Source organism: Exiguobacterium sp. s57, assembly GCF_018617685.1.
In the GTDB taxonomy this organism is placed as follows: Bacteria; Bacillota; Bacilli; order Exiguobacteriales; family Exiguobacteriaceae; genus Exiguobacterium; species Exiguobacterium marinum.
Genome location: NZ_JACSKR010000005.1, coordinates 75,417 through 101,390 on the forward strand (window position 1 = coordinate 75,417; position 25,974 = coordinate 101,390).

General features: G+C 45.1%; 33 protein-coding genes and 3 tRNA genes. 20 read left to right on the forward strand and 16 right to left on the reverse strand.

Annotation, left to right across the window (positions count from 1 at the left end; all coding sequences use genetic code 11):
* Positions 1-72: 72 nt before the first annotated feature.
* Positions 73-1,311, forward strand: coding sequence for an aminopeptidase (locus KNO98_RS12075; RefSeq protein ID WP_214701059.1), 1,239 nt, complete (start codon positions 73-75; stop codon positions 1,309-1,311).
* A 38-nt stretch (positions 1,312-1,349) separates the two neighbouring features.
* On the opposite strand, the gene KNO98_RS12080 is transcribed toward KNO98_RS12075, so the two are convergent.
* Positions 1,350-2,132, reverse strand: coding sequence for an alpha/beta hydrolase (locus KNO98_RS12080; RefSeq protein WP_214701060.1), 783 nt, complete (start codon positions 2,130-2,132; stop codon positions 1,350-1,352).
* A 115-nt stretch (positions 2,133-2,247) separates the two neighbouring features.
* On the opposite strand from KNO98_RS12080, the gene KNO98_RS12085 reads away from it, so the two are divergent.
* The 6 genes from KNO98_RS12085 (at position 2,248) to KNO98_RS12110 (ending at position 5,107) form a co-directional block, all read left to right on the forward strand.
* Positions 2,248-2,829, forward strand: coding sequence for a TetR/AcrR family transcriptional regulator (locus tag KNO98_RS12085; protein ID WP_214701061.1), 582 nt, complete (start codon positions 2,248-2,250; stop codon positions 2,827-2,829).
* Positions 2,822-3,166, forward strand: coding sequence for a DMT family transporter (locus tag KNO98_RS12090; protein ID WP_214701063.1), 345 nt, complete (start codon positions 2,822-2,824; stop codon positions 3,164-3,166). The genes KNO98_RS12085 and KNO98_RS12090 overlap by 8 nt, the downstream gene beginning before the upstream one ends.
* Positions 3,163-3,477 (forward strand): DMT family transporter, encoded by a 315-nt coding sequence (locus KNO98_RS12095; protein WP_026826826.1) that lies wholly within the window; start codon positions 3,163-3,165, stop codon positions 3,475-3,477. Before KNO98_RS12090 ends, KNO98_RS12095 begins: the two co-directional genes overlap by 4 nt.
* Positions 3,478-3,548: 71 nt before the next feature.
* Positions 3,549-4,106: a GNAT family N-acetyltransferase gene (locus KNO98_RS12100; RefSeq protein ID WP_084483617.1), complete on the forward strand. Its 558-nt coding sequence runs from the start codon at positions 3,549-3,551 to the stop codon at positions 4,104-4,106.
* Positions 4,107-4,190: 84 nt separating this feature from the next.
* Positions 4,191-4,263, forward strand: a tRNA-Val gene (locus KNO98_RS12105).
* Positions 4,264-4,411: 148 nt separating this feature from the next.
* On the forward strand, positions 4,412-5,107 hold the full coding sequence (locus KNO98_RS12110) for a DUF554 domain-containing protein (protein ID WP_026826824.1): 696 nt from the start codon (positions 4,412-4,414) through the stop codon (positions 5,105-5,107).
* Between the two features lie 23 nt (positions 5,108-5,130).
* Here the strand turns inward: KNO98_RS12110 and KNO98_RS12115 are convergent, their stop codons facing one another.
* The 4 genes from KNO98_RS12115 to KNO98_RS12130 all read right to left on the reverse strand — a co-directional run bounded on the left by KNO98_RS12115 (position 5,131) and on the right by KNO98_RS12130 (position 8,504).
* Entirely contained in the window at positions 5,131-5,349 is a 219-nt protein-coding gene (locus tag KNO98_RS12115; RefSeq protein ID WP_026826823.1) for a FeoB-associated Cys-rich membrane protein, read from the reverse strand.
* A gap of 11 nt (positions 5,350-5,360) precedes the next feature.
* A complete protein-coding gene (feoB, locus tag KNO98_RS12120) occupies positions 5,361-7,337 on the reverse strand; it encodes a ferrous iron transport protein B (protein WP_214701065.1) in 1,977 nt (658 codons plus the stop codon).
* Positions 7,334-7,570 carry a FeoA family protein gene (locus KNO98_RS12125; RefSeq protein ID WP_214701067.1) on the reverse strand — a complete coding sequence of 79 codons (237 nt, stop codon included), beginning with the start codon at positions 7,568-7,570 and terminating at the stop codon, positions 7,334-7,336. Before KNO98_RS12125 ends, feoB begins: the two co-directional genes overlap by 4 nt.
* 145 nt (positions 7,571-7,715) lie before the next feature.
* Entirely contained in the window at positions 7,716-8,504 is a 789-nt protein-coding gene (locus tag KNO98_RS12130) for a pyrroline-5-carboxylate reductase family protein (RefSeq protein ID WP_214701069.1), read from the reverse strand.
* Between the two features lie 192 nt (positions 8,505-8,696).
* Between KNO98_RS12130 and yidD the strand changes: the two genes are divergently transcribed.
* Both yidD and KNO98_RS12140 read left to right on the forward strand, forming a co-directional pair.
* Positions 8,697-8,966: a membrane protein insertion efficiency factor YidD gene (gene yidD / locus KNO98_RS12135; protein WP_015880777.1), complete on the forward strand. Its 270-nt coding sequence runs from the start codon at positions 8,697-8,699 to the stop codon at positions 8,964-8,966.
* A gap of 130 nt (positions 8,967-9,096) precedes the next feature.
* The gene (locus tag KNO98_RS12140; protein WP_214701070.1) at positions 9,097-10,449 is read left to right on the forward strand and encodes an alanine/glycine:cation symporter family protein; all 1,353 of its coding nucleotides are present in this window, start codon (positions 9,097-9,099) and stop codon (positions 10,447-10,449) included.
* Between the two features lie 17 nt (positions 10,450-10,466).
* Here KNO98_RS12140 and KNO98_RS12145 read toward each other — a convergent pair whose 3' ends face one another.
* Positions 10,467-10,832: a potassium channel family protein gene (locus tag KNO98_RS12145; protein ID WP_214701071.1), complete on the reverse strand. Its 366-nt coding sequence runs from the start codon at positions 10,830-10,832 to the stop codon at positions 10,467-10,469.
* An 87-nt stretch (positions 10,833-10,919) separates the two neighbouring features.
* On the opposite strand from KNO98_RS12145, the gene KNO98_RS12150 reads away from it, so the two are divergent.
* A complete protein-coding gene (locus KNO98_RS12150; protein ID WP_214701072.1) occupies positions 10,920-12,158 on the forward strand; it encodes a cytochrome P450 in 1,239 nt (412 codons plus the stop codon).
* Positions 12,159-12,212: 54 nt separating this feature from the next.
* Here KNO98_RS12150 and KNO98_RS12155 read toward each other — a convergent pair whose 3' ends face one another.
* Complete coding sequence (locus KNO98_RS12155) at positions 12,213-12,962, reverse strand: sugar nucleotide-binding protein (protein WP_026826817.1); 750 nt, start codon at positions 12,960-12,962, stop codon at positions 12,213-12,215.
* A gap of 100 nt (positions 12,963-13,062) precedes the next feature.
* On the opposite strand from KNO98_RS12155, the gene KNO98_RS12160 reads away from it, so the two are divergent.
* Both KNO98_RS12160 and KNO98_RS12165 read left to right on the forward strand, forming a co-directional pair.
* Positions 13,063-13,638, forward strand: coding sequence for a GNAT family N-acetyltransferase (locus KNO98_RS12160; protein ID WP_214701073.1), 576 nt, complete (start codon positions 13,063-13,065; stop codon positions 13,636-13,638).
* A gap of 73 nt (positions 13,639-13,711) precedes the next feature.
* Positions 13,712-14,521: a DUF368 domain-containing protein gene (locus KNO98_RS12165; RefSeq protein WP_214701074.1), complete on the forward strand. Its 810-nt coding sequence runs from the start codon at positions 13,712-13,714 to the stop codon at positions 14,519-14,521.
* 38 nt (positions 14,522-14,559) lie between these two features.
* On the opposite strand, the gene KNO98_RS12170 is transcribed toward KNO98_RS12165, so the two are convergent.
* Complete coding sequence (locus tag KNO98_RS12170; protein ID WP_214701075.1) at positions 14,560-15,114, reverse strand: methyltransferase family protein; 555 nt, start codon at positions 15,112-15,114, stop codon at positions 14,560-14,562.
* Between the two features lie 169 nt (positions 15,115-15,283).
* On the opposite strand from KNO98_RS12170, the gene KNO98_RS12175 reads away from it, so the two are divergent.
* Positions 15,284-16,330, forward strand: a complete 1,047-nt coding sequence (locus tag KNO98_RS12175) for an NAD(P)/FAD-dependent oxidoreductase (protein WP_214701077.1) — start codon at positions 15,284-15,286, stop codon at positions 16,328-16,330.
* An 11-nt stretch (positions 16,331-16,341) separates the two neighbouring features.
* Here KNO98_RS12175 and KNO98_RS12180 read toward each other — a convergent pair whose 3' ends face one another.
* Positions 16,342-16,755 (reverse strand): VOC family protein, encoded by a 414-nt coding sequence (locus KNO98_RS12180; protein ID WP_371742806.1) that lies wholly within the window; start codon positions 16,753-16,755, stop codon positions 16,342-16,344.
* A 102-nt stretch (positions 16,756-16,857) separates the two neighbouring features.
* Between KNO98_RS12180 and KNO98_RS12185 the strand changes: the two genes are divergently transcribed.
* Complete coding sequence (locus tag KNO98_RS12185) at positions 16,858-17,229, forward strand: hypothetical protein (RefSeq protein WP_026826811.1); 372 nt, start codon at positions 16,858-16,860, stop codon at positions 17,227-17,229.
* 65 nt (positions 17,230-17,294) lie between these two features.
* Here the strand turns inward: KNO98_RS12185 and KNO98_RS12190 are convergent, their stop codons facing one another.
* A complete protein-coding gene (locus KNO98_RS12190) occupies positions 17,295-18,167 on the reverse strand; it encodes a hypothetical protein (RefSeq protein WP_214701080.1) in 873 nt (290 codons plus the stop codon).
* A 272-nt stretch (positions 18,168-18,439) separates the two neighbouring features.
* On the opposite strand from KNO98_RS12190, the gene KNO98_RS12195 reads away from it, so the two are divergent.
* Positions 18,440-18,667: a hypothetical protein gene (locus KNO98_RS12195; protein ID WP_026826809.1), complete on the forward strand. Its 228-nt coding sequence runs from the start codon at positions 18,440-18,442 to the stop codon at positions 18,665-18,667.
* 177 nt (positions 18,668-18,844) lie between these two features.
* On the opposite strand, the gene KNO98_RS12200 is transcribed toward KNO98_RS12195, so the two are convergent.
* Positions 18,845-19,759: a hypothetical protein gene (locus KNO98_RS12200; protein WP_214701082.1), complete on the reverse strand. Its 915-nt coding sequence runs from the start codon at positions 19,757-19,759 to the stop codon at positions 18,845-18,847.
* Between the two features lie 197 nt (positions 19,760-19,956).
* Here KNO98_RS12200 and KNO98_RS12205 point away from each other — a divergent pair, with 197 nt between their 5' ends.
* The 3 genes from KNO98_RS12205 (at position 19,957) to KNO98_RS12215 (ending at position 22,170) form a co-directional block, all read left to right on the forward strand.
* Positions 19,957-21,144, forward strand: a complete 1,188-nt coding sequence (locus tag KNO98_RS12205; RefSeq protein WP_251125179.1) for an LCP family protein — start codon at positions 19,957-19,959, stop codon at positions 21,142-21,144.
* Between the two features lie 79 nt (positions 21,145-21,223).
* Positions 21,224-21,931 carry an SDR family oxidoreductase gene (locus KNO98_RS12210; RefSeq protein ID WP_026826806.1) on the forward strand — a complete coding sequence of 236 codons (708 nt, stop codon included), beginning with the start codon at positions 21,224-21,226 and terminating at the stop codon, positions 21,929-21,931.
* Positions 21,932-21,951: 20 nt separating this feature from the next.
* Positions 21,952-22,170 (forward strand): PspC domain-containing protein, encoded by a 219-nt coding sequence (locus tag KNO98_RS12215; protein WP_214701085.1) that lies wholly within the window; start codon positions 21,952-21,954, stop codon positions 22,168-22,170.
* A gap of 36 nt (positions 22,171-22,206) precedes the next feature.
* On the opposite strand, the gene KNO98_RS12220 is transcribed toward KNO98_RS12215, so the two are convergent.
* A complete protein-coding gene (locus KNO98_RS12220) occupies positions 22,207-23,061 on the reverse strand; it encodes an aldose 1-epimerase family protein (RefSeq protein WP_214701086.1) in 855 nt (284 codons plus the stop codon).
* Between the two features lie 74 nt (positions 23,062-23,135).
* Here KNO98_RS12220 and KNO98_RS12225 point away from each other — a divergent pair, with 74 nt between their 5' ends.
* Positions 23,136-23,702: a TlpA family protein disulfide reductase gene (locus KNO98_RS12225; RefSeq protein WP_251125180.1), complete on the forward strand. Its 567-nt coding sequence runs from the start codon at positions 23,136-23,138 to the stop codon at positions 23,700-23,702.
* Between the two features lie 50 nt (positions 23,703-23,752).
* Here KNO98_RS12225 and KNO98_RS12230 read toward each other — a convergent pair whose 3' ends face one another.
* From KNO98_RS12230 to KNO98_RS12245, 4 genes are all read right to left on the reverse strand, one after another.
* Complete coding sequence (locus KNO98_RS12230; protein ID WP_015880796.1) at positions 23,753-23,959, reverse strand: DUF3006 domain-containing protein; 207 nt, start codon at positions 23,957-23,959, stop codon at positions 23,753-23,755.
* Between the two features lie 406 nt (positions 23,960-24,365).
* Positions 24,366-25,166 (reverse strand): MBL fold metallo-hydrolase, encoded by an 801-nt coding sequence (locus tag KNO98_RS12235; protein WP_214701088.1) that lies wholly within the window; start codon positions 25,164-25,166, stop codon positions 24,366-24,368.
* Positions 25,167-25,321: 155 nt separating this feature from the next.
* A tRNA-Gly gene (locus KNO98_RS12240) sits at positions 25,322-25,395 on the reverse strand.
* A gap of 15 nt (positions 25,396-25,410) precedes the next feature.
* A tRNA-Gly gene (locus KNO98_RS12245) sits at positions 25,411-25,484 on the reverse strand.
* A 130-nt stretch (positions 25,485-25,614) separates the two neighbouring features.
* On the opposite strand from KNO98_RS12245, the gene KNO98_RS12250 reads away from it, so the two are divergent.
* Positions 25,615-25,974, forward strand: a complete 360-nt coding sequence (locus tag KNO98_RS12250) for a hypothetical protein (RefSeq protein WP_214701089.1) — start codon at positions 25,615-25,617, stop codon at positions 25,972-25,974.

The following is a 25,974-nucleotide window of genomic DNA, read 5'->3' on the forward strand; positions in this document are numbered from 1 at the left end:
TTTTGCGCATTGGTTGCAACTTTTCCTGAAATTTAAGAAAATAAAGATAATCGAAAAGGAGGAACGATACATATGTCTATGATTTCAATGCCGACAGAGGCAGATTTTTCTCGCTATGCAGAGCTAGCGGTAAAAAAAGGTGTGAACATTCAACCGGGGCAACAATTAGAAGTACGTGCTGATATTAGCCAAGCACCACTTGTACGCCATGTGGTGAAAGCTGCTTATGCGGCAGGAGCGAAACAAGTATTCGTCAACTGGAGCGATGAGGAGACTTCAAAGATTCGTTATTTTGATGCACCGGATGATTCGTTTAAAGAGTTTCCGGATTGGTTAAAGGCTCGTTTTGAGCAATTGGCTGAAGAAAAAACAGCCTTCTTGTCAATTGTAAGTGATGACCCGGATGCCTTGAACGGTGTCGAGTCGTCAAGAATCTCCGACGCGAACCGTGCAGCAGGTCAAGCACTTGCGAAATGGCGTCAATATGTGATGAGTGACAATGTTAGTTGGTCAATCGTCGCAGGTGCGTCAGAAGCGTGGGCACAAAAAGTATTTCCAGAACGTGAGGATGCAGTCGCTGCGCTATGGCAGGCCATCTTCGCAGCAACTCGAATGGACCAAGAAGATGTCGTCGCAGCATGGGACACACACGACCAATCTCTTCGAAGTCGCGCGAAGTTGTTGACAGAGAAAAAATATGCGAAACTACATTACACCGCACCGGGGACGGAACTCACAATCGGTCTTCCGAAAAAGCACGTCTTCCTTGGCGGTGGCGGTCCAAACACCGATGGCATCGACTTTATCGCGAACATGCCGACAGAAGAAGTGTTCACACTCGCAGATAAAGATTCTGTGGAAGGGCATGTGTCGAGTACGAAGCCACTCAGCTACAGCGGAAACTTGATTGACGAATTTACTCTTTGGTTTGAGGGTGGTAAAGTCATCAAGGCGGAAGCGAAAAAAGGGCAAGCGGCCCTTGATGAATTGTTAAATATGGATGAGGGAGCACGTCGCATCGGTGAAGTGGCACTTGTTCCTGATGATTCTCCAATCTCGAACTCGGGTCTCCTATTCTACAACACGTTGTTCGATGAAAATGCATCGTGTCACTTGGCATTAGGTCGTGCATACTCGACATGCCTAGAAGGCGGTCCTTCGATGTCTCAAGATGAACTCGCAGAGAACGGCGCGAATGATTCGATGACACACGTTGACTTTATGATTGGGTCGGCAGAAATGAATATTGATGGTGAGCAAGAAGACGGCACGCGAGAAGCAATCATGCGTGACGGGAACTGGGTCATTTAAATGAACGAGCGAATTCCAATTTCGGAATTCGCTCTTTTTCATGTGATGTCATATAAATAACGAAGAACGTTAGGCAAGCGACGGCGCCAAGCGGATTCGTGGTGAATTGCGTCCGGCTCGACCTCGTATCGGAAGGCGATGCCTTTTTGCGCGATGGCTTCAATCAGTTTCGCATTCGTGAACAGGTAGTCGCTTGGAGTGATTGGCCCGCTCTCTTCGTTCGTACCGATATCCATATACAGTTTACAAGCGAACTTAGCTTGTTTCATTTCGCGAATCAAAGGATCAAGATTTGCCCATGCCGCAGTGGAGAGCGAGCCGACTCTGCGAATGGAAGGATAGGTCGCCATCATATAAAGAGAGATGACACCCCCCATTGAACTCCCCATGACACCGATATCTTCCGGGTTTGTCGCGTACTCTTTATCGATTCGTGGTTTTAACTCGTGCATGAGCCAGTCTGTATAAAGACGTCCTCGACCACCAAGTGTTGGACGTGTTTTCGCGAGTTCTGGACCGATACGACGATATAACATCTCATCCTCAGCGTATGAATACTCATCATAGCGATCTAACCAATTCGGGGCACTCGCGATGGCAACGACCATGAGGGGGAGACGTAGCGTGTCGATACATCGGTCGATTTCCCAACCTTCCCCGTATGTAGCCGCGTTTCCGGAAAATACATTTTGTCCGTCATGCATATACAGGACAGGAAGCGGGGTGCTAGCTTCGACCCAGTCCGGTCGAAACACACGGACAATCCGTTTTTGTCCGGTCGCTCTCTCCGTCGGAATCGATACAGTCAAGTGTTCAATCATTATTCGTCACCTCTTTCTATTTCGTATTTTGGGGAAAAACGAGTCAAAAAACAATCACCTTGTTTGACTACCTACCGTTCGTTAGGTAAAATGTTGTGGAAGGAGAGTGAAAGTCATGAATACAAAAGACAAGATTATGCAATCCGCTCGGAGACGGTTTGCCCGTGAGGGATATGAAGGACTATCGCTCGCAGCGGTTGCAGAAGATGTAGGAATCCGAAAGGCCTCGTTGTATGCCCACATCGATGGGAAAGAGCAACTGTTTAAGCAAGTCGTGACGGATATGGCGAATCGGTACGAAGAGGCGTGGCAAAAAACATGCGATAACACCGTTGAACGACCACCTTTAGAACGGATTGACTCGATTGTTAGTACACTCACGTCATTCTTCAGCGATCACGAGACATGGATGTTGACGAAACGGATGTTGCTCGTACCACCTCCGGAATTTCGGGATTATATCGAGAAAGTCATTGGAAAGGTTGAAACGGAATTAAAACGTTTTGAAAAAGAACAATTCCGTCTAGCGATGGAGCGTGGGGATTTACCGGTCCAACCGCTTGAAGAGCTATATGCTGCCTACTATTGTTTTTTAGATGGCGCCTTGCTGTCTTTATTTATGTTTGAAGATGATCGGGAGATGAGGCAACAAGCCGCGTTCCGGATTTTCAAGAAAGGAGTGGGTTGGAATGAATAAGGAAAGCGTTGCTTGGATGTCACTCTTGTTTGCCGGATTGCTTGAAATCATTTGGGCTACGACGATGAAGTTATCAGAAGGATTCACAGTTCTCACTCCGACGCTATGGACGATTGCCCTCTTGATTGTCAGTTTCGGCTTATTGGCGAAAGCATTTCGAGTTCTTCCTGCAGGTACGGGCTATGCCGTCTTTACTGGAATTGGAGCAGTCGGAACGGTTATTGTCGGTGCCATTTTATTTGACGAGGCGCTTAGTGGATGGAAACTCTTACTTGTGACGACGTTGATTATCGGAATCATCGGCTTGAAACAAGTGACAGGAGGAGAAGAAGTATGAGTTGGATATTTTTGATTAGTGCAGGGATTGCTGAGATGACGGCCGTTTTCTTTATGGGGAAATCAAAAGGCTATCAAATTTTAAAATGGTCAATCTTGTCGATTTTATCGTTTGCGCTCAGTTTTTATTTGTTGTCGAAGTCACTTGAAGTCATTCCCCTTAGTTTGGCCTATTCAATCTGGGTCGGTATCGGGGCAGCGGGTGGTGTCATTTTAGGAATGCTCTATTTAGATGAATCGACAAGTCGTTGGCGAATCTTTTATTTGACGATGATTATCGGCAGTGTGGTCGGCTTAAAAGTTGTAGCGTAATGGATTAAAACAAGCTGAAAACGGGAATTGAATAGTTCAGATTATGAGATGAAAGAAAGGGGCGGAAAACGATGCATCTTGTTGAGTTGCAATCCGAACGTTTGCGGTTTGAACCGTATACGATCTCCGATTTTTATTTTGTCAAATCGCTTCTCCAAGATCCTCGGGTGATGCGCTTCATCAGTCCGGATGGAAGACCGTATACAGATGAACAGACGATTGAATGGTTCGAACGTCAACTGGCCCGTTATGAAACTGGTCGACAAACAGGTCTATTGAAGCTCATGACGTTTGAAAACGATGAACCGATTGGTCATGCCGGTACGTTATTACATGAATTAGATGGAAAAATCGAATTAGAAGTCGGCTATTGGCTGTCACCTAAGCATTGGCATATGGGGTACGGACGAGAAGCGGCTGCGCGTTTGATGCAGTATGCCTTCACCGAAGGGGAAAAGGAAATCATTTCGCTCATTCATCCAGAAAACGTTCCATCTCAGCGAGTCGCCAAAGCGAATGGTCTTCACTGGGATCGAGACACGTTGTACAAGGACATGCTCGTATCTGTCTATGCTGGTGACTTGGAACGTCTTTGCCGACACATCAACCGTCAGCACATGTCGCGATAAAAAATATAAAAAAGATAAAAAAGTAGTTGCCAACTCAATAGTTTCTTGATATATTAATAGTGTCCTTAAGAGAGGACACGACCTGATTCTGTAGCTCAGCTGGGAGAGCGCTACCTTGACAGGGTAGAGGTCGCTGGTTCGAGCCCAGTCAGAATCACTTGGGTGCCAAACCCGATGCGAAACCCATAGGAACGTGGGTTTCCGCGATGCCACTTCTTGCGAGAAGTGGCTTTTTTTTGTGAATTGACAATGAACGAAAGCAATTGGTATATTCCTTTCAATACATAAGAGAGGGGGAATGTAAAATGGTGCTAACGGGAACCCTCGTCAATGCCGGATTAATCATCATCGGTGCATTGTTAGGTCTCTTATTTCACCGCATTCCAGAGCGTATGAAAGAAACAGTGACGACCGCGATTGGACTTGCAGTTATCTTACTTGGCATTCAAATGGGGATGAAAAGTGAAAACTTCTTGATTGTCATCGGGAGTCTTGTCGTCGGGTCTGCGCTCGGGGAATGGTGGAAATTAGATGAATTATTGAACGAAGTCGGTTATCGCCTTGAGCGGCGCCTTGGGAGTCAATCTAGTGTGGCAGAAGGATTCGTAACTGCAACGCTCATCTTTGTTATCGGAGCAATGGCCATCATTGGCGCGCTCGATAGTGGGTTACGCGGTGATCATGACGTCTTATATACAAAAGGATTGATTGATGGATTTACGGCCCTCGTGTTAAGTTCGACGCTCGGGATTGGCGTCATGTTCTCAGCTGTTCCTGTCTTGTTGTACCAAGGCGGAATTGCCCTTCTCGCTATTCAAATCATGAAGTTTATTCCAGAGTCACTCATGGATAGCTTCATTTTAGAAATGACAGCGACCGGTGGCGTGATGATTGTGGCAATCGGCTTGAACTTGGTAGGTATCACTAAAATTCGCGTGGCCAACTTATTGCCAGGAATTTTGGTGGTCGCGATGATTGTCTCCGTCATACATATACTGTAATCAAAAAAAGACTGAATCGGAATTCAGTCTTTTTTTGTATTTGAATTGAAAGCGGAAGGGTCTTTCTGAAGAGCCTCCGCAATGATTTTATCCCAATCTGCAGCATCACATGCCGTTGTACATGTAGGCTCAATCTCACATGTTGCACATTTTCCACCCTTTGCTTTCTGCGTGTAGCGGTAAAGGGAGAAGGCGGCATATCCAAAGACAACAGATCCGATAAGTAAGTCAAAGAATGGCATGGTGTTCCTCCTTACGCAAATCCGAACAGACGACCGACTTGATAAATGACAAGCGATACCACATAGGCAACCCCTAAGCCATATAAACTGGTGAACCATGTGAGTTTGGCACTCCCGACTTCACGACGTATGACAGCGACCGTCGCTAAACAAGGTACGTATAGCAAGACGAAGGCCATGAAACTATACGCGCTGAGTGGCGTGAAGACTGGCAATAACGACTCAGATAAATCAGATTCGCTAACGGCATAGATAATCGCCATAGTGGAAACGACTACTTCCTTTGCTAAGAAGCCGGTAATGAGCGACGCGCCGGCTTGCCAAGTACCGAATCCGAGAGGAATGAGCAAAGTGGCGATTGCCCCACCAATCATAGCTAGAAAACTATCGTTCATGGGCACATCAAAACCGCCCGGGCCTGAATACGCAAGGAGCCAGATAAATACAGAGCCTCCAAAAATAAAAGTACCGGCTTTGCGAACGAATCCTTTGGCTTTTTGCCAAGTGCTGCGCCATAGAGTGAGTCCTTGGGGGACGCGGTATGGGGGTTGCTCTACGATGAATAAGCTCGTCTGATCTTCGGCAGCTAATGCTTTCGTAAATAGTTTTGCAGCAATCAAGGCGAGGAAAATGCCTAGCATATAAAGCGATAACACAACGAGAGCTTGATGAGCTGAGAAGAAACTAGCTGCAAACACAGCGTAAATCGGAAGCCGGGCCGAACATGACATGAATGGTGAGATGAAGATTGTGACGAGGCGTTCTCTCTCCTCTTCGACCGTTCGAGCTGCCATGATTCCAGGAACGTTGCAGCCAAATCCGATAATCATCGGGATAAAACTTTTTCCGTTCAGTCCGACGAGTTGCATGAAACGGTCCATCACGATGGCGACCCGCGCCATATATCCCGAGTCCTCTAAAAATGAGATGAAGAAAAAGAGGACAAAGATTTGTGGGACAAAGACTAATACCCCTCCGACACCTGCGATGACACCGTCTACGAGAAGTGCTTGAATGAATGACGAGGCACCTAAAGCATCCAATATCCAAAAGGTTCCTGATGTGATGGGACCAGACAACAATCCGTCTAATAAATCGGAAAGGGGTGCGCCAATCCAATTAAACGTCACATGGAATAGCGCATAGAGTACCCCGAAAAAGATGGGCAGACCTAAGATAGGATGTGTCACAACCGCATCGATACGATCCGTCATCGTCACTTCTTGCATACGTTGATTTTCAATGACTTGATGTCGGATTTGTTTCGCCCAATCGCGACGACGTTCGGTGATATGGGCATGTGCAAAACGTCCGAGTGTCGCTTCGAGATCTTTACGGATGGCGACAATGTCTGGAGATGATGCTTCCAAATGGTCAACGACAATCCGGTTACCTGCTAAATATTGAATTGCAATCCATCGATTCGTTCTCGATAGACCTACCTCTCGAAGGATGCGTGCAATCGCTTCTTCGGTCTCTGGCCCATAGTTTAATTCGAACGGTTGACGTTTTTCCATTTGAATCGATGAGAGTAAGACGTCACAACCATCACCTGTTCGTGCCGTAATCGGAAACACATCTACTTGAAGAAGTGTTTTTAATTTATCGAGATGGACATGCATCCCACGGCTTTCTGCGACGTCGACCATGTTTAAACCGATTTGAAGCGGACGTCCCATCTCTAGAAGTTGCAAAGTAAGTTGTAAGTTGCGTTCTAATTGTGAGGCATCGACAATATTGATCATCCCGTCAAACGGTTCATGCAATAAAAAACGGGAAACAATCGCTTCATCTGCCGAGAGCGGATCTAAATCATAAACTCCAGGCAAATCGATTAATTGTCCGATCTTCCCATGTAACTGACCGATTTTTTGTTCGATTGTAACCCCGGCCCAGTTGCCGACATGTGCGAATGAACCTGTTAATCGATTAAACAATGAAGTTTTACCTGTATTTGGATTGCCAATCAATGCGATACGTTGACTCATGGTACAATCACCCCGATTTTTTCTGCATCTGATCTTCGGATGGCGATAATTTGTTGATGATCGACTTGTTCAATGGTTAGCGGTCCTGAAAAAATAGCTCTGCGCTTCACACGTACCGAGCATCCCTCATAAAAACCAAGAGAAATCATTCGCCGGCGCAAGAGATCATCAATTTTAGTCAAATCAGATAGAATGACGGTTTGATTCAACGCGACATGTCGTAATAGACTCATAAGTAACCTTCCCTATCTTTTGATAACGATTCTCATTCGTTATCTTATCATGTTCAAGGTGAAAGTGAAATATTGTTCATATAAAAAGTTATCTTTTATAAATAATAAGATCGAATGAACATAAAAAAGCGTAAACGAGTATCGTTTACGCTTCTTCAATCGTTTCATGATCTTCTTTGGCGCTCTCACGCAAAGCTGACGACATGACGTCGGCAAGGTCACGTTTGCGAAGTACACCGACACCTCGATCGGTCGGTCCGCCTGGGGCAGCCACGTCGGCAATCAATTCATTTGTCTCACGTGTTTCGTGTGACAGTAACTCTGCAGAACCTTTCATCGCCTGAGCGACAATTTGTCGCGCCGTCTGTTCATCGTATCCGACATCCGTCAAGACAGGGGTCATCGCACCGACGATTTCATAGAAGAAGGCTGGACTACAACCTGCAGCGGCCATAAAGGCGGACATCGTCTTCGCATCGGTGACGGCCGTTCGACCGACACGTTCAAAGAGAGAAGTCGCTTTATCGCGGTCGGTATCATCCGTTTCTGGACCAAACCATAGTCCCGTCATCCCGCTACGATACGCGACAGGTGTGTTTGGCATCGCGCATACGGCAGGAAGCCCTGAAGCTTCTTCTAATTGGCTCGGTTCGATGTGTGCCGCGACCGAGACGAGTAGTGGGGTCTTCCATTCTTTCGATTCTACGTACGGAATGACGCCATCTGGTTGCATCGCTAATACAACGATGTCATAGTCGTTGACGTTTTCGTCCTCGACGATTTGAACACCGAGTTCATCTTGTAGGAAGCGCAAACGTTCCCGGTCACTTCGGTTTGTCATTGTGATGTGTGTCGGTTCGACTCCCGATTCGATCCACCCGCGAACGAGCGCCTCACTCATCGATCCTGCACCGACCATTAATAATTGATTCATGATTCGTCACCTCTTCTTTTCGATTCGGTCAATAGTTATGTTGACTATCATAACAAACTTGCTCTCGAATATCGCCTATCTCGCTCATTTGTAAGGAGATGGAAAACAATCTGACACATGAAGCGATGAGCATGACAAACGATTCAAATCGCGCTATGATGGCACTAATTCAAAAGAGTGAGGCGAAATCACGTGAAACGTGTACTAGTTAAAGGAATTCAAGGATACCAGCGTTTTATCTCACCGTTGAAGCCACCGACATGTCGATTTTATCCGAGCTGTTCGCATTACGGAATTGAAGCGATTGAAAAACATGGGGCTGTCAAAGGGAGCTACTTAACAGCACGCCGACTCATCCGATGTCAACCGTTTCATCCGGGTGGGCTTGATTATGTACCGGATACATTTGATTGGAAAGCACCTTTGCAACGAGAGAAACCAGAATCACAGCGAGACGATTAAGTTCGTCTCGCTGTTATATATACAGGGATGTTGTTTATCCGTTGTTTTATCACAATACTTTTGCATTGTTCTAAGTATTCTGAAAAAATAGAAGCGTACACTATTTTTTCGGGGAAGGGGATACAGTATGATGGAGCAATCATTTAGTGATTGGGTGAGTACAGCATCCAATTTCGTATGGGGACCACCGCTCTTGATCTTGCTTGTGGGGACAGGCATATACTTGACGGTGCGTTTAGGTGGGATTCAAATCACTAAGTTACCGTATGCATTGAAACTGGCGTTTTCGAAAAATCAAGATCAATCTTCTAAAGGGGATATCAGTCACTTCCAAGCACTCATGACCGCTCTTGCGGCGACCGTCGGTACGGGGAATATCGTTGGTGTCTCGACAGCAGTCGTGTTAGGAGGACCGGGCGCCATTGTTTGGATGTGGGTATCTGGATTCTTTGGAATGGCGACAAAGTACGCGGAAGCAGTACTTGCCGTCAAATACAGGGTGACCGATGAACGCGGTCAGATGGCCGGTGGGCCGATGTATTATCTTGAACGAGGATTGAATCAACGTTGGTTAGCGGTGGCGTTTGCAGCATTCGCTTCGATTGCGGCGTTCGGGATTGGAAACGGGGTCCAGACGAACTCGGTTGCGTTGGCACTAAAAACAACATTCGATGTACCACTCTACATATCAGGAATTCTCATTATGATTTTTACAGGTGCGGTCATTCTCGGGGGCGTACGTTCAATCGGGAAAGTTGTGAGTTATTTTGTTCCTGTCATGATTGTATTTTACTTAGGCAGCGGCTTATTGATCATGTTCATGAACTACTCGCTTATTCCGGATGCGCTCGCACTCATTTTTAGCAGTACGTTCAGTGCGGAAGCAATCGGTGGGGGAGCTATCGGGGCGGCCATTCGATATGGTGTCGCGCGTGGTGTCTTCTCGAACGAAGCGGGTCTCGGTTCTGCTCCGATCGCAGCGGCTGCGGCGAAGACGGATATGCCGGGTCGTCAGGCGCTCGTCTCAATGACGCAAGTCTTCTTAGACACGCTTGTCGTCTGTTCGGTGACCGGTTTGACGCTCGTCATGGGTGGGCAAATCGGGACAGGACTTGAAGGGGTCGAATTGACTTCCGCTACATTTGAATTGTTCCTCGGTCCGGCGGGTGGCTACATTGTCACGATCGGACTCGTCTTATTCGCCTATTCGACCGTGCTCGGTTGGTCGTATTACGGAGAACGTTCCATTCACTACTTGCTTGGGCAAAAGTCGATTCTTCCATATCGGATTGCTTTCGTCCTCGTCGCCGGACTCGGTGCGATGACGACCAACTTGAACTTGGTATGGGCGTTATCCGACGTCTTTAACGGCTTGATGGCCATCCCGAACTTAATTGGCCTCTTGTTCTTGTCGGGCGTCGTCATCGCCGAGACGAAGCGATTTAATCAACAGCTTGAGATTGAAAATCGAAAAGTGTCCTAGACATATAGACGCCATCCTCACGGATCAGAGGGTGGCGTCTTTTGTTTTGCTTCTATTTCATCGATTCTCGCTTTTTGTAGGTGATCGAATACTCTTGTGATGAATCCGACCATAATACCGACCCCGGTTAATACATATCCGATTGTGAATATTTTTCCGATGTCGGTCTGAGGTGCGAAATCACCGTATCCGATGGTTGTCAGGGTGATGACACTGAAGTAAAGTGCATCCAACCAACGCATCGCTTCAAATTGTGCATAAAAGAGTGTCCCAGATAAGACGGTGAGAAAGGCAAGGCTGAATAAGACTTGGAACTCAGGATCGCGAAGACCGCGCCAAATTCCGCGAACAACCCGGCGTAATGTCAGTAAGAATGGTAACATGTCACTCGCTCCTTTCGATATTAGGTTTGTTCGCTAACAACACGGGAACATCCTTTATAGTTCGAAAAAAGAGAAAGGGTGAGTTGGATGGGGAAAGTCATACCGAAACAAGAAGGAATCGACCACAGTGTCGATTTTTTACGAGAGGGGTATTTGTTCGTCGCCAATCGACGCAAAAGTTTTCAATCAGACATCTTTGAGACTCGTTTACTCGGGGAACGTGTGATTTGTGTTGGGGGTGAGGAGGCTGCAGAGGTGTTTTATGATGCCGACAAATTTATGCGTCAAGACGCGGCGCCGAAACGTCTCCTTAAAACGTTATTTGGGGAAGATGGTGTCCAAACATTAGATGGAGCGGCGCATACGCATCGAAAACACATGTTCATGTCATTGATGACAAAAGAGAATATTGATCGATTGCTCCGATTGACGCATCGCGAGTGGAAACAAATCGAACAAAGCGAAGAGGAAGTCGTCTTATATGATGTGTCTCAACAGGTGTTGATGAAGGCAGTATGTGAGTGGGCTGGGGTTCCGCTTGCGCCAGAAGAAGTAGTAAGACGAACAGACGAGATGAGATTATTATTCGAATCCGGCACGTCCCTTGGGCCAACGTATTTGCAAGGGCGAAAAGCGAGGACTTCGGCTGAATCTTGGATTCGTCAAATGGTAAAAGAAGTACGGACGAACCGATTACTGCCGAACGAACAGACGGCACTTTATGAGTTTTCGTGGCATCGAGACGAGTCAGGCGAATTGTTGCCTGAAGAAGTCGTGGCTGTTGAAGTGTTAAATATTCTACGCCCGACTGTCGCAATCTCTGTCTATATTCTCTTTACTGTCCTGGCATTACATCAGTTCCCGAACGAGACGGAACAAGTGAGGCAAGGTATGCTTACAAAAACCGAGTTCGTCCAAGAAGTGAGACGGTTCTATCCATTCTTCCCTGTAGCGGCAGCTCGTGTCAAATCGGATTTTGAATGGAACGGATATACGTTTTCCGAAGGCACGCTCACGCTATTAGACTTGTATGGAACGAACCATGACTCATCCATTTGGACAGAGCCTGATCGGTTTGATCCCTATCGCTTTAAGGACTGGAAAGAGAGTCCGTTCAACTTTATCCCACAAGGTGGGGGAGATGTGGACTTTGGACATCGTTGTGCTGGAGAACATGTAACGATTGCAGTACTAGAACAAGTCATCGAACTGTTTACAGAGGAGTTTTCCTACACGGTTCCTCCTCAAGACTTGAGTTATAGCTTTGTGGATATGCCGAGTCTTCCGAAAAGTAAACTGCGATTGGCCGATGTGAAACGAATCTAATTAAGAACCCGTCTACTCTTGATCATCGAGCAGACGGGTTTTGTCGTATAGGATTCATTTGGTTTGCAGATTCAAGCGTTTTGAAATCGGACGAATGGATACAGATGAATCAATCATCCGATTGTCTCGTTTCGGTTCATCTGTACTTTCGATTTGCCAATCCGCATCGTGAAGTTCTTTTAACCCTACCGCAATGTCGTACAAGGAATAGTTTGCGTTGCCGTTTAATTGATAGATTCCAGGACCACGTTTTGTCAAAATTTCGAATAAAGCGTCTGCTGTATCCGGTAAAAATGAGCAAGACGGATACCAATGCTCACTCGCTTGAATGACACCTCGTTGTTTCATCTCGTTTGTAAAGTAGTCCATCATATTATTCGATCCGGCCTCTTCTCCGATTTGCCATCCAAGACGGACGATTTGTGCACCTGGATTGACGCGAACAATCGCACGTTCACAATCACGCTTATACCGCCCATAGTCATCTTCCGCATCTGGTGAGGTGTCCGGTGTAATTGGTCCGGTTACATCGTCTGAAAAAATGGAAACGGTACTCGTGAACAGAAACGGAATATTTTTCTCTGCACATAATCGAGCGAGTGTCTCGGCCCATTCCACTGCACCCATACCGATATGTAAAAAATAATCAGGACGGATACTATCGATAAATCGTCGCATCTCCTCTTCATTCGTCGTTGACACACGTTCACGGTCCCACGCAACTCCTTCAATTCCATGGCGCTGTAACGTATCGGCGACGACTGGTGCTACAGTACCGTTCATTCCAGTAATGATTGCTTTCATTTTGATTCGCTCCTTTCACTCTATATGATGCCACAAAACGAGTGTGGACTAACAATCGATGTGTGCGGCTATGCTAGACTAGAGGGTGGAGGGATCAATCATGAATATTCGACAAGCAACGAAACAAGACAGTAAACAGATTGCGCCACTCATGTATCAAGCAATTCATGAGATTGCGTACACGTTAACAGCGTCAAAAAATACAAGTGAAGTCTTGGAAGGTCTTGCGGGTTGGGTGGAGCATCCGAAAAATCGCTTGAGTCACAAAAATATTTGGGTGGCCGATGTGGAAGGTGAAGTGGCCGGGATAATCATTTCGTACCGTGGAGACGAAGCAGAGGAGCTAGATCGTCCGATTCGAGAATGGTTGACGGAACGTGGAAGTGAGGAAGAGTTGGACGTTGAAACGGAAGGGCACGTTCAGTACATCGACTCACTCGCTGTCGCAGAGGCGTTTGGAGGACAAGGAATTGGGACGAAGTTAATCGAACATATTTGTACAGTCGCGGAAGAGCATCGTGTTCCAGCGGTCACATTGAATGTGGACCAAGAAAATGTTGCAGCGCATCGCTTATATACACGTCTCGGATTCCAAAAAGAAAAAGAAATCAATATTTCCGGGGCGAAATTTGACTATATGAAAAAAGAAATCAACTCGCCTCCTTTCTCAGTCTAAAAGCGGATGCGTAAACCGTTCTTCTCGACTATACTAAGTGCTTGAGGAAAGATATACGCAAAGGAGATACGTTATGGAGTGGAAAAATATTTGGCGAGGGATGGCCATGGGAACAAGTGATTTGATTCCAGGTGTCAGTGGCGGCACCATCGCAGTCATTTTAGGTATCTACGATCAACTCATCGAAGCAATCAGCGGCGTGTTTAGCCGATATTGGAAGAAATATATCGGATTCTTAATTCCGTTGGCAATTGGAATGGGGACAGCCATTATCGTCCTAAGTCGAATCATCGAATACTTATTACTTGAGTATTATGCACCGACACAGTTTTTCTTTATCGGACTGATTTTAGGGATTATTCCATTGTTATTCATGGAATTTAAATCGCGCGCATCGATTCGCCCGATTCATGTCATCGCAATGACGTTGGCAATGTTACTCGTGGCTAGTATGGCATTTCTTAATCCGGTTGATTCATCAATCATTACCGACATGACGTTCGGGACAGTGCTTCTATTATTCTTATCTGGATGGTTAGGCAGTATGGCTATGCTACTTCCTGGTATTAGTGGGTCATTCGTCTTGTTGCTGATTGGGGTGTATCCAACGGTTATCAGCGCCATTTCAAACTTTAACCTGTTGATTATCGGGATTGTTGGTGCAGGAGTGGCAGTCGGCTTTATTGTGAGTAGTAAAGTCATCCGCTACTTGCTAGCGAATTTCCCTGGAATGACGTTTTCAGTCATTATCGGATTAGTGATTGGTTCGCTCGCCGTCGTGTTTCCAGGAGTTCCGGCTTCCGGTCTTATATGGGTACTCAGTATCGTCGCGTTTATCGCAGGTGTTATTGTCGTCCGATTACTCAGTAGATATTCTGCTTAAATAGTCAAGGAGTCCGGTTCATTTTCCGGACTCCTTTTTTAATAGATAAAGGGGAATAAACGTTTGCGTGACTTCGACCAAGTTCGATAGGCTTGCCCAAAGTGACGAATCAGCATTCCTTCTTCGATGTGAATCCGGTATAGTAACGCAAGTGATGTTATACCCGCACCGATTAATGCGATGACCCAATGGAGAAAATATAGAGAAAATCCGAACGTGATCAGTAACAAGCCTGTATACAACGGATGACGCAAATAGCGATACGGTCCCGAGCTGACGAGCTCGTCTTCAGGTCGAACGACGACGTGTCGAGTAAATTGGTGACGGAGGTGTAAAATTCCCCAATATCGTAAGGACACACCGGCTATGTAAAGTGTAAGTCCAATCATTTGTTGAGTGATTGATGGAGGCGTTTCAAAAACAACAGAGGATATGACGGATAACGAAAAGACAGCAATCATCGTTGCTGCTACGAAATAAAAGCTTTTCCGCTCGACCGATCCATCTGTTGCCTCTTTCCGATTACGAAATCGCCATACTTCCACAATCCAAAAACAGGACACGATGATCAATATGATATCCATCCATTCCATAGTACACACCCTTCCCTCTGATTCATCTTTCATTACCCGACCTTCGCATAAGAAAAACCAAATGAGCGTCACCGACTCACGAAAATGATTTGTCAAAGTGAGGAAAACGAGTTATCATCTAATGAGAATGATTATCATTTTTATGTATAGAGAGAGGAAGGGTGCGACGATGAACGAGGAAGTATTCGACGTGACGATTATCGGTGGGGGACCTGCCGGATTATATGCCGCTTTTTACAGCGGTTTACGAGGCATGAAGACGAAAATCATCGAATTTCAACCTTTTTTAGGCGGAAAAGTGCACGTGTATCCGGAAAAGATGGTCTGGGATGTAGGTGGACTCCTTCCGACAACAGGTGCGAATCTGATTGATCAGCTAGTCGAGCAAGGCCTCACATTTTCTCCAACGGTTCATCTTGGCGAGAAAGTAGAGTCGATTTCGAAACACCAAGACGGATTGTTTAGAATCGATACGACGAATGGGCATCATGTGTCGAAAACCGTCATCGTTGCGACCGGAAGTGGGATTCTCAAGCCTCATAAAATCGAAGTGAGCGGAGCGGAACGATTTGAATTGTCAAATCTTCATTATACGGTCAAATCGCTTGAACGCTTCAAAGGGAAGCGCGTCTTAATTTCCGGTGGCGGCAATAGTGCTGTTGATTGGGCCAATGCCCTTGAGCCGATTGCAGAACAGGTCGTACTGACGTATCGAAAAGAAGAACTCGGTGGACATGAGGCACAAGTCGAGAAGATTAAACAGAGTCGGGTTGATTGTTGCCCACAATCTAAAGTGACGGATTTGATTTCTCACGATGGGAGATCGATTCAGCAAGTATGTTTGACACATGTAGAAACAGGTAAGTTGCGTGTGGTCGATGTGGATGAAGTAGTGATTAATCACGGGTACGAGCAAGATACGGAGTTGCTTCGTCACAGTGAATTACAGGTAGAAATGAAGGATGGATTTTATGTGAAAGGCAATTCAGGTAGCGAGTCATCCGTATCGGGATTATACGCCGCCGGTGACATCCTCACACATGAAGGGAAAGTACATCTTATCGCGGGAGCGTTTCAAGATGCTGCGAATGCGGTAAACCGGGCCAAAACATACATTGACCCGAATGCGACCGCAACGGCAATGGTGTCCTCTCATAACGAACGATTAAAAGAAAAGAACCGTCAACTGATAGAAGAAACCATGATGAAGCGGTAAGAGGGACACTCTTACTGCTTTTCTGTAGGATAATCACAAAGTTCGGTGATCACGCCACCTGAATGACGCGGATCCATATAGATTAATCGTCGACCTTTAGCGGTCGTACGAAGCGTATCCTCTAAAAACGTGATTCCGTTTTGCATGTGTTTGGCAATGGCTTGATCTAAATCGTCCACGCGGTAAGCGATATGATGGACCCCTTTCCCTCGAGCTTTCATAAACCGGGCAATCGGACTCGTATTACTTGTCGGACGTAGTAATTCGATAACATCTTCCCCGATATGGATAACGGCTAACTCGGTTTCGACCCCGGTAGCCGTATTTGTATAGCGATCCATGAGTTCTCCACCTAACACGGTCGTATAAAAGGTGATCGCCTCGTCTAAATCTCGAACGGCGATTCCTGTATGGTCGATTTGCATAAACATTCCTCCTCACTCTTCAGTTTGCCTAAAGTTGAACAAAATGTCACTTCACAACGTTTCAAGCATATCCGATATAATAGGAGAGGGAGGGACAGCGAAATGAACGGAAAAATCACTACGGGTTTGGTGGGCACTTTCGCCTTGGTATCATTTGTGTTTGGACTCTCACTTGCGACATTTGTCGACTATCGCATCAATGAAGAACAGGTTGTCCTTGAACGGTTAACTACCCATAAACAGATTGGTCCGACGGAGTTGCTGTCTACCGAAGTCGACTTTCATTTGAATGGATCGAATTATGCGATTCGTTTCAAAGATGAGCCAAACATCACGTACTGGTTCAATGTTGTCGACCGCAAAATCAAATTCGATCGGATTGAATCGCTCGATTTGAGAGACACGGGACTTCGGACAGAACTGTTTGAAGAGATGCCACCTTTAGCGATGGAGTCGACAACCGCTGCAGAATGAAAGACGTTGAACGAACAACTTTTTCCTGTGAGAAAGAGTTGATTTGCTCGACGTCTTTTAGCATTTTATGAATAGAGCGGGGTCGGCGGCACCTGTTGCGTGTAAGTTAATCCGCTGACAGAAGATGCTTGAGCACCGTGTTTTTGGAGCGCAAAGGTCAAGTCGGTTTGCAAATTGGTCGTGGAAATGTGAGCCTCTTCGATATATCGAAGCTTATAGAAAAACTTTTGTTGCAGAAACGAAATGGCTTCCCGTACAAACGGTTCGTCACATTCTAAGTGGATTTCTTGTACGAACACATGGTACATTCGTAATCTTACTTTCATAATCCCAATTGGGCGGTGACACCAACGTAACATATAGAACAATGTATGCTGGCGCATTTCATTCGTAAACTGTTGGTCTGTCATAGGGACCGCTTCCGGAAGGACATAATAAGATGTATTTCGAAATTCGATCCATTCGTTTCTTCTGGAATAATCAATCAAATCTAGCGTCCAATATGTATGTGATCCTTTCTCGCATGGGAGTAATGGCAAATGATACGTAGTCGTTTGATGATACTTTTGAAATCCGGATGCCTCATATATTCGAAGTTTATCTTGATTGTGATAGTCGTTTTCGTATAAATAGTAAGTTATCATGTGCTTTGTTTCCCGACTTCTCTCATATAAAATTCGATCGAGTAATCCGCGGAAAACATGACGATCATCGTATGCCGATTTTGAAAGTTGAATGATTTGAAACTCTTCAAGATGTTCGTCGTTTGCGACGACGGAGGCTAGTGGGGTATGTTCGTTTAATGCGACATAGACGTGGTGGTGAGAAGGCGGGGAGAGAAGTAAAGGTGCCTGGCTAAATGGATATAATGACTGAATGGAAGTGCGTTCATGCAACGGTAATTGTCTACATTCCACAAAACGTAGCGCTCGTTTCACAAAGAATCCTTCTTTCTATATTGGATGGTACGTACACTTAAATTGTAAGCGCTTCCTTATATTATCGTGTGTGGCATTGTGATGACATCTAACTTAAGAAAAAATCAAACCTTCTAGAAAAAGGTTTGAGTAAAATAGAAGATATACGTTTAATACAGTAAAATATGATTCACCTGAGCGCTGATGTGTGAGTTTCATCAAAAGTCATCCGTAACGAACCGATGAAACATGCTATACTTAATCACAATGAAACCATATATTAGGAGTATAAAATGAAATACGTTTATTACATGATACTGGCTTTTGTACTTTTGATGACAGGCACACCATCTCCAGCGCTAGCTGAAACAGAACCAGTGGTCATTCATGAAAATATCATTATCGAAGAAGACGTAGAAATTCATGAGGGATTTCAATCACCAAATGAAATGATTTATTTGTTCGTACTCATCGTATTATTATCAGTCATCGGACTTGGGATAATGAATACGATTGAATAACGTGAAAACGTTCACAAAAATGCAATAAGTAGTTTGGTAACGTTTACAATCATTCGCTTATACTTGTACGTGTAGGAAGGAAGTTCTGCACCAACTTTCTGTCCTCCTTTCAAATGAACACCCCTCGTTCATATCATGTATTGGAGTCAATCGATCTCATCGATTGACTCCCTTTTTCTATAAACGAATTCGCTTTTCTTTTGCTAACCGCTTTAACCGTTTTGTCTCGTCTGTATGTCCGTGACTTTCTAGAAAGTCGACATATACTTGAAATGGTTCGGAGCGATGAGAAAAGAACGGAATATATTCTGAAAACAGTTTTTGTTCCGCTTCTTTTAATTTCCCTTCAGAGACAAGAAGGCGAAGCTCTAACATTTTGAGTGCCTGGTAGTTTTCCAGTTCGGTATCTTCTATCTGAGACTTCTCTAAAGTACGGTCACAAAGTTTTAGGAGACGGGAGTGGAGGATTTTTCTTGAGTTGGCGTGACTATGCTCGATGGACAACGTTGAAAGTAAATCAATTCTTGTGGAATCGACATCTTTTGGGACATGAAGAGCGGTGTATAAGGCGCGGTCAATCCAGACGGTATCAATCGGAGCATCTAGTTGATAGTAATGAATGAGTTTTTGAAGCATGGTGACTTGTGAAATTTTTAAAAGGCGGAATGGGTCGCTCGTTGAAAAGAGCGGTTCTTCTCCGGCCGACGTAGACAGAAGGTAAAACATTTCTTCATACATCATACGCGCTTCTGTATACTCTTCTGCGTAGTGGGATAAATCACGAATGATTTTTTTGGCGTGGATGTACCAATTTTTTTGGTCACGCTCTGACATCACCTGATTCGGGCGAATATATAAATATTCATATGCGGAGTCAACAAAGCGCTCAGCCAGCGTAATCGTTTGCGAGAGCGAATGCCGTTCTTCCGAATGCTTTTTTTCTTTATAGCGTGTGAACTGGCTAACCATGAAATCAAAATCTTGATCATCAATCACATCTTTAGGAGTATGACGATACATTTCGACGAGTAAATCGCGTAACGTCGTCTCACCGTATTGCTCCAATAACATGCGTAATTTTCCGACACGCATCAGCTCTCCTCCTTTCGGTCATTTCTTATTACACCGTTTCTTGATTTGGGCAAACACCAATTATTATTCCTTTCCCGGTTTTCATCTGAAACAATCATTTGGTCTCATGCTTAAGACGGATTTTCATAAGAAACGTTGTCAGATGAAGGCAGGTTCGGGATAATAGAGAAAAATTGATAAAGTTGAGGATTATAATGATGAAAGATGAACAACATTTATCGCGTGTCGAACGTAGAAAACGCGAATTAGAACAACAAGAAATCGAATCGTCTCATGTGGACCGTGGTCAACCGGACGAACTATCTATACATGAACAACGGCGTGAACAGGCGACACGTCAATCCGAACATCCATTTTTAAATGAACATATGAAAGATTCTTCAAAACCGAAAAATGGAACGGTGAAGCCACGTCGGAAACGATCGCCCCGTATCTCATTATTTTCGAAACGGAAATCATCTCGTTCGAAATCACAGCATGCGACGAGACAATCAGAATCATCTACTCCCACAAAACGAGAAATGTCTCATTCTTCTAAACAGCCAACGAAACGGAAGCGTAAATGGAAGGGGAAAGTTGCCCTTTTCCTACTTGTGATTCTACTAGTCGTTGGATATATGGCGACATCTCCCTTCACATTCCTCATCATGGGAAGCGACGCACGGGTTGGTGAGTCACTCTCGGGATCTCGTACGGACTCCTTGCAGTTGATGGAATTCGTACCACGCTCTGGTACTGTTCAGAATGTATCGATTCCACGGGATACGTATACGGCCATCCCATGTGAACCTGAACGGGAAGGTGACAAAATTACGCATGCGTTCGCATTCGGTGGTGCAGAGTGTACGGTTGGTGCCGTGGAAGGACTGACTGATGCCTCGGTCGATGGACAAGTCGTCATCACGTTCGAATCGTTTATGGAATTGATTGATTTGATCGGTGGGGTGAACGTCACGGCAACGCATTCGTTTAGTGAGAAAGGGTTCAACCAAACGTATGAATATACGGAAGGCGTTTCCTATGCGATGGATGGAGACATGGCATTGGCGTATGCGAGACACCGTAAATCTGATACAGATGGGGCTCGTTCGAATCGTCAAACGGAGGTCATGACGGCTGTCGCAGAAAAACTGGCAAGTCCTTCAGGATGGACGAAAATTCCGGCGACATACCGCTTTATGAAAGAAGAGATGGGGCTTGAGATGAACGTCTTGCAAATGGCTTCTGTCGGATTGACGATGATTTCGAATCCGGAGGTAAATAAAATGCAAGTCGAAGGTCAGGATGCCTATATCAACAACGTCTATTACTATGAACCGTTAGAAGAGAGTGTCCAGACGATTCGAGATGCTCTTGATTTATCTATTTGGGGTACTGTCAGATAATTTTAAGAAAAGGGTTTGATTCTGACTTGAAAGAGGAATTTTAAACAAATGAACTACTCTTTTGAGGAGGGAAATTTGAATGAAAGTTTTAGTCATTGGAGCAACAGGAAAGATCGGGAAACGTGTATTGAAAAGCCTGGCGAAAACCCATCAAGTGACCGCTTTAATTCGTTATCCTGAACTACAAGCAGAGTATGAAAAAATGGGTGCGCATGTATTGACGGTTGACGTTGAGAAAGAACTCGAGAAAAAAGTGCATGAGGCAACGAGCGGACAAGATGCCGTTATTATTGCGGCAACTGCTGGTGCAGATGGTTCGAGCACTGAAATTGAACTGCTTGACCGAAACGTCGCAATGAACGCAATTGATGCCGCAAAAAAAGAACGAGTACGTCATGTCGTCTTGCTCAGTGCTTATGGCGCCGATCAACCGAATGCTGCACCGAAAGAACTCTTTAACTTTCTGTCAGCTAATAATGCCGCCGACGAGTATATCGAACATAGCGGTTTGAACTATACGATTATTTGCCCAGTGACCATTGTCGATGAACCGAGTAAAGGTTCCATCGAAGCATCTGAAGATCTGAATGACGCGGATGGTGCGACGATTTCTGAAACTGATGTCGCGACTATCATCGCAGCATCCCTCGATAACCGTGGTTTGTACGGTCGCCGGATTGAAATTAAGTCTGGCAGTACACCAATCAACGAAGCACTTGATTTTGAAGGACGTGGAGAAGTGGCGAATGGAGGAAGAACGACGTTGCGTCGACCACAACGCTCATAATGAGTTGAGGAGAAGATAACATGGAACGGAAGTTATACAAAGACCCAAGTAATCAAATGATTGCCGGAGTATGTTCAGGACTAGGAAACTATTTAGGTGTGGATGTCACGATCATGCGCGTTCTTTTCGTGGCGATGGCTCTTCTCGGAGGACCAGGACTTCTTATTTACATCGTCCTGGCAATTATTATGAAGAAGCCGCCATCAGAGTATGAAGTAGAACAAGAAGATCGCTTTTAATAAAAAATCAATCCGACGTCTCGTCGGATTGATTTTTTATTTCTCTACATATAAAGTGTAACTCGCTTCGAATGTCTCATTTGGTGAAAGGAGTTGAATCCCTTCTTTGTTCAGGAAGTCTCTTCGATGCCTTTTATAATCCGCATGTCCAAACCAAGGTTCCAAACAGACGAACGGAGCTTCTTTGTGCGGTGGAGACCAAATACCGAAATGCGTGAAGGACGGACTTTCCATCACGATGGCGGTGTCTGTCGGTTGATGCCGGAGTGCTGCGTAGTCAACGTTCTCAAAGATCAGCGCATCGTCATCGAATAGCGATCTAGTGAGCGGGATATACTGTCGTTCACCGAGTGGTTGATACGCACCTGTCAAATAAGGACCGTCTAAGAGATAGCGATCGCGTGTGCGAACTTCACCAAAGTCAATCGTATAGTCCTCAAACGTCCCCCCCATGAATGGAACATTGAATGCGGGGTGGCCTCCGATACTGAATGGTAACACGGTTTCACCGGAGTTATAGACACGATACGACACGATGACTTCTTCGCCAACAAGTTGATATGAAACGTTTAGCGTAAACGGGAAAGGATAGTGTTGGCGCGATTCAGGTGTATCGCTCAGTGTGAAACAGACGGACGTGGCAGACGATGAATCGATATCAAAAATAGCATCACGGGCAAAGCCGTGTTGGCTCATCGTATACGTGTTTCCTTCATACAAATATTGATCATCGAGCAACCGACCGACAATCGGAAAAAGAATCGGTGCCTGTCTCCCCCAATACGTGGGGTCCCCTTGCCAAAGAAATTCTTGTCCTTCTACTTTCCAACTAGTCATCTCCGCCCCTTGCGCTTTTAAGCTAATCTGTATTTTTTCATTTTGAAGTTGCACAATACACACGCTCCTTTACAGTTTATGATAAGTTAAGTGTAGAAATCTTAAGGAAAACAAACAAGGGGTAAATGATGCGCTTACAAAAAATCGTAATCGGAACGCTAATCCTTCTATTGATTGTTGGGCTTGCTTATAAAGGTTATGAAGAATATATGTCGACGTTAGAGGGAGATAAAGCGGTTCCGATTGTACAAGATGAATCGGTTTTGGGAGGGTTAGAAGTCGGACAGCAAGCTCCAGACTTCACTTTGAGCACGCTAGAAGGGGAACGTCTTTCCCTTACTCAATATCAAGGAAAGCCGGTCGTGATTAACTTTTGGGCTTCGTGGTGTCCACCATGCCGGGATGAGTTCCCTGAACTCGTGTCTTTTGAAAAAGCGACGAATATTCCGGTTGTTGGAGTAAATGTCACGAAGAATGAACGACGTGGAAAAGAAGACGTGGAAGCATTCTTAGATGAGTATCCCGTCGATTTTCCGATTCTGTTAGATGAAGAGGCAGCTGTCGAGCAACGATATCGTGTTGTCGCATTACCGACAACGTACGTTCTAGATGCAAAAGGAATCATCGTGGCGAAACAGACGGGTCCAGTTGACGAAGCGTGGCTTCAAGGACAGGTTAGTCAATTATCAGAATGACACGTCATTCAAAAGCTGAACGATCTGCCCGGTTTGATTGGGCAGATCGTTCAGCTTTTGTAGTGTTGCTTAATCAACGCATCAAAGTTAGGGGTCATATCTTCTTCAAGATAATAGTGATGATTGTCTCGAATGATTGTATCACCAACACGTGCTTCGGATGGTAGGAATCGTCTAGGGATGAAACTTGAGCCATTATTCCATCTCAATACGGCATATTTTCCCTCGATCCGTACCAATGTACCGTACTTAATCATACCTCTTCCTCCTCGACGAGCAGCTTCTGTCTCTTTTTATCCTTACATCATGTATTCCCAAATTACATAAAAGCTACACCTCTTTACACGTGTCCGTCCATAGAAAGGGTGGGCGTTATGTTCGAGACCCGTGGATGTTATTAACAAGAAATGTGAAAAAAGTTTGAAGAAAACGCTTTCTTTTTTGGAGGCGGTCTTCTATAATAAAACCACGGGGTGATTATGACGAAACTGTGAACAATGGGGGGATGGTCATGTTTTCTTCTGCTATGATTGGATTGCTCGCTCTGACGGGAGTAACAATCTATGGGGTTGACCGTATGTTCACGGTCCGCTCAGAACGCATCACAAAGAAATAGGTCTACATAGGGGGATCGCAACGTCTTGGGGAGACGTTGCGATTTTTTTAATAGTCTTGTCGACGAGACCGACGATCGGTCTCTTTTTGTTCCACCATCTTCTGATTTCGTTCATGAACCCGATCGAAAAATGCGTGATCTGGCCAAGATGGAGACCAATGACGTTGTTCAGGAAGAGCTAGAATGTATTCTTCCGCAGCGCTCAACCGCTTAATCATTTGACTTCGATTATCACATAAATCACCATGCCCCGGTACGAACCATTGGATTTCATGTTCATAAATGATTGATTGCAACGTTTGTAACGTATCGAGATAGGCAGTCGGGTCGTGTTCGATAAATGGGGGCTCGATATTTGATCCGTAATCCCCGCAAACGAGTAGATTCATCGATTCGATTAAAATCGACATGTGTGTCGCGTCATGGCCAGGTGTGGAGATGAATGTGACCGGTACTGAACCGAGCAAAAGCGTTTGATCGGGCTTGATTACGAGATCGATGTCGGGTTTTTGGATAGGACGATTGATGTAATGTTGCTCATAAAACTTACGAATCTCATTTAGCTGCTCAGATGAATCTGTCTCTACAAACGCTTGTGAGGCAATGGTTGTAGCATCGGTAAAGCCATAGGCTCCAATGATATGGTCAAAATGATGATGCGTGAAGATGACGTAAAGTGGACGGTCGTTGCGACGCAGCTCGATATCTCGGCGAATCGTGGCGATTTCTTCAGGGAGCCACGTCGGATCAATCAAAATAATAGCATCGGGTGTATCAATGAGAGTCGATGTCGTTCGCATCAACGCACTTTCATATACAGTAAATGATTGCAGTTTCGCTTGAATCAATGGAGTTCCTCCTCATTCGACTAGACTCATTTACTCTTTCCCCAAATTGCTTGAGAGAACAACAAAAAAGCAGAAAGTCGTGTGACTTTCTGCTTTTGCAAGGTCTCAACCGTGCAGTGTATGTGTGCGAGATGTTCTCGCGTATATGTCGATATTGGAGCGGGTGAAGAGAATCGAACTCTCGTCATCAGCTTGGAAGGCTGAGGTTTTACCATTAAACTACACCCGCATGAGTGAAAAAATATGGAGCGGGTGAAGAGAATCGAACTCTCGTCATCAGCTTGGAAGGCTGAGGTTTTACCATTAAACTACACCCGCGAAACGTTTTAACGTTACTTTGATATAATAGCATATACGATTCTATTTGCAAACCCTTTTTTAAAAAACTTTTTAGGTTGCAGAACCCTATCGACAACGAAGATAATAGAAAAAAGGAGAGAAATCAAATATGAGTGAACGGAAATCATATTTACAACTGATGGGTGAAGGATTTCGAATGTTGAAGCAGTCAAAACAAACGGATACCACGGTGTCTCTCCGGAATTGGACGTTTACGATTCATCACGATCACGAATGGTACATTGTACTACGTACGAGTCGGATCAAGTGGATCGGGTTGCCGACCACAACGTTTCTTATATGTCCTGACACGATTCAAATAGGAGATTTAAAAATCACCCGTCACGAGGAATCGAATGAAGTACGTTTGACAATCGATGAAGAATGGGGATTGGAAAATAAGGTTGTTTGTGACAATCTAGAATGGGAAACATTCGTCGATGCGCTCAAACGAGTGAAGGGGGAGTAA

What these genes read in the sequence shown, in the direction of transcription:
- KNO98_RS12075 (WP_214701059.1), top strand. Translation starts at nt 73, where the DNA reads ATGTCTATGATTTCAATGCCGACAGAGGCAGATTTTTCTCGCTATGCA.
- KNO98_RS12080 (WP_214701060.1), bottom strand. Translation starts at nt 2,132, where the DNA reads ATGATTGAACACTTGACTGTATCGATTCCGACGGAGAGAGCGACCGGA.
- KNO98_RS12085 (WP_214701061.1), top strand. Translation starts at nt 2,248, where the DNA reads ATGAATACAAAAGACAAGATTATGCAATCCGCTCGGAGACGGTTTGCC.
- KNO98_RS12090 (WP_214701063.1), top strand. Translation starts at nt 2,822, where the DNA reads ATGAATAAGGAAAGCGTTGCTTGGATGTCACTCTTGTTTGCCGGATTG.
- KNO98_RS12095 (WP_026826826.1), top strand. Translation starts at nt 3,163, where the DNA reads ATGAGTTGGATATTTTTGATTAGTGCAGGGATTGCTGAGATGACGGCC.
- KNO98_RS12100 (WP_084483617.1), top strand. Translation starts at nt 3,549, where the DNA reads ATGCATCTTGTTGAGTTGCAATCCGAACGTTTGCGGTTTGAACCGTAT.
- KNO98_RS12110 (WP_026826824.1), top strand. Translation starts at nt 4,412, where the DNA reads ATGGTGCTAACGGGAACCCTCGTCAATGCCGGATTAATCATCATCGGT.
- KNO98_RS12115 (WP_026826823.1), bottom strand. Translation starts at nt 5,349, where the DNA reads ATGCCATTCTTTGACTTACTTATCGGATCTGTTGTCTTTGGATATGCC.
- feoB (WP_214701065.1), bottom strand. Translation starts at nt 7,337, where the DNA reads ATGAGTCAACGTATCGCATTGATTGGCAATCCAAATACAGGTAAAACT.
- KNO98_RS12125 (WP_214701067.1), bottom strand. Translation starts at nt 7,570, where the DNA reads ATGAGTCTATTACGACATGTCGCGTTGAATCAAACCGTCATTCTATCT.
- KNO98_RS12130 (WP_214701069.1), bottom strand. Translation starts at nt 8,504, where the DNA reads ATGAATCAATTATTAATGGTCGGTGCAGGATCGATGAGTGAGGCGCTC.
- KNO98_RS12140 (WP_214701070.1), top strand. Translation starts at nt 9,097, where the DNA reads ATGGAGCAATCATTTAGTGATTGGGTGAGTACAGCATCCAATTTCGTA.
- KNO98_RS12145 (WP_214701071.1), bottom strand. Translation starts at nt 10,832, where the DNA reads ATGTTACCATTCTTACTGACATTACGCCGGGTTGTTCGCGGAATTTGG.
- KNO98_RS12150 (WP_214701072.1), top strand. Translation starts at nt 10,920, where the DNA reads ATGGGGAAAGTCATACCGAAACAAGAAGGAATCGACCACAGTGTCGAT.
- KNO98_RS12155 (WP_026826817.1), bottom strand. Translation starts at nt 12,962, where the DNA reads ATGAAAGCAATCATTACTGGAATGAACGGTACTGTAGCACCAGTCGTC.
- KNO98_RS12160 (WP_214701073.1), top strand. Translation starts at nt 13,063, where the DNA reads ATGAATATTCGACAAGCAACGAAACAAGACAGTAAACAGATTGCGCCA.
- KNO98_RS12165 (WP_214701074.1), top strand. Translation starts at nt 13,712, where the DNA reads ATGGAGTGGAAAAATATTTGGCGAGGGATGGCCATGGGAACAAGTGAT.
- KNO98_RS12170 (WP_214701075.1), bottom strand. Translation starts at nt 15,114, where the DNA reads ATGGAATGGATGGATATCATATTGATCATCGTGTCCTGTTTTTGGATT.
- KNO98_RS12175 (WP_214701077.1), top strand. Translation starts at nt 15,284, where the DNA reads ATGAACGAGGAAGTATTCGACGTGACGATTATCGGTGGGGGACCTGCC.
- KNO98_RS12180 (WP_371742806.1), bottom strand. Translation starts at nt 16,755, where the DNA reads ATGCAAATCGACCATACAGGAATCGCCGTTCGAGATTTAGACGAGGCG.
- KNO98_RS12185 (WP_026826811.1), top strand. Translation starts at nt 16,858, where the DNA reads ATGAACGGAAAAATCACTACGGGTTTGGTGGGCACTTTCGCCTTGGTA.
- KNO98_RS12195 (WP_026826809.1), top strand. Translation starts at nt 18,440, where the DNA reads ATGAAATACGTTTATTACATGATACTGGCTTTTGTACTTTTGATGACA.
- KNO98_RS12200 (WP_214701082.1), bottom strand. Translation starts at nt 19,759, where the DNA reads ATGCGTGTCGGAAAATTACGCATGTTATTGGAGCAATACGGTGAGACG.
- KNO98_RS12205 (WP_251125179.1), top strand. Translation starts at nt 19,957, where the DNA reads ATGAAAGATGAACAACATTTATCGCGTGTCGAACGTAGAAAACGCGAA.
- KNO98_RS12210 (WP_026826806.1), top strand. Translation starts at nt 21,224, where the DNA reads ATGAAAGTTTTAGTCATTGGAGCAACAGGAAAGATCGGGAAACGTGTA.
- KNO98_RS12215 (WP_214701085.1), top strand. Translation starts at nt 21,952, where the DNA reads ATGGAACGGAAGTTATACAAAGACCCAAGTAATCAAATGATTGCCGGA.
- KNO98_RS12225 (WP_251125180.1), top strand. Translation starts at nt 23,136, where the DNA reads ATGCGCTTACAAAAAATCGTAATCGGAACGCTAATCCTTCTATTGATT.
- KNO98_RS12230 (WP_015880796.1), bottom strand. Translation starts at nt 23,959, where the DNA reads ATGATTAAGTACGGTACATTGGTACGGATCGAGGGAAAATATGCCGTA.
- KNO98_RS12250 (WP_214701089.1), top strand. Translation starts at nt 25,615, where the DNA reads ATGAGTGAACGGAAATCATATTTACAACTGATGGGTGAAGGATTTCGA.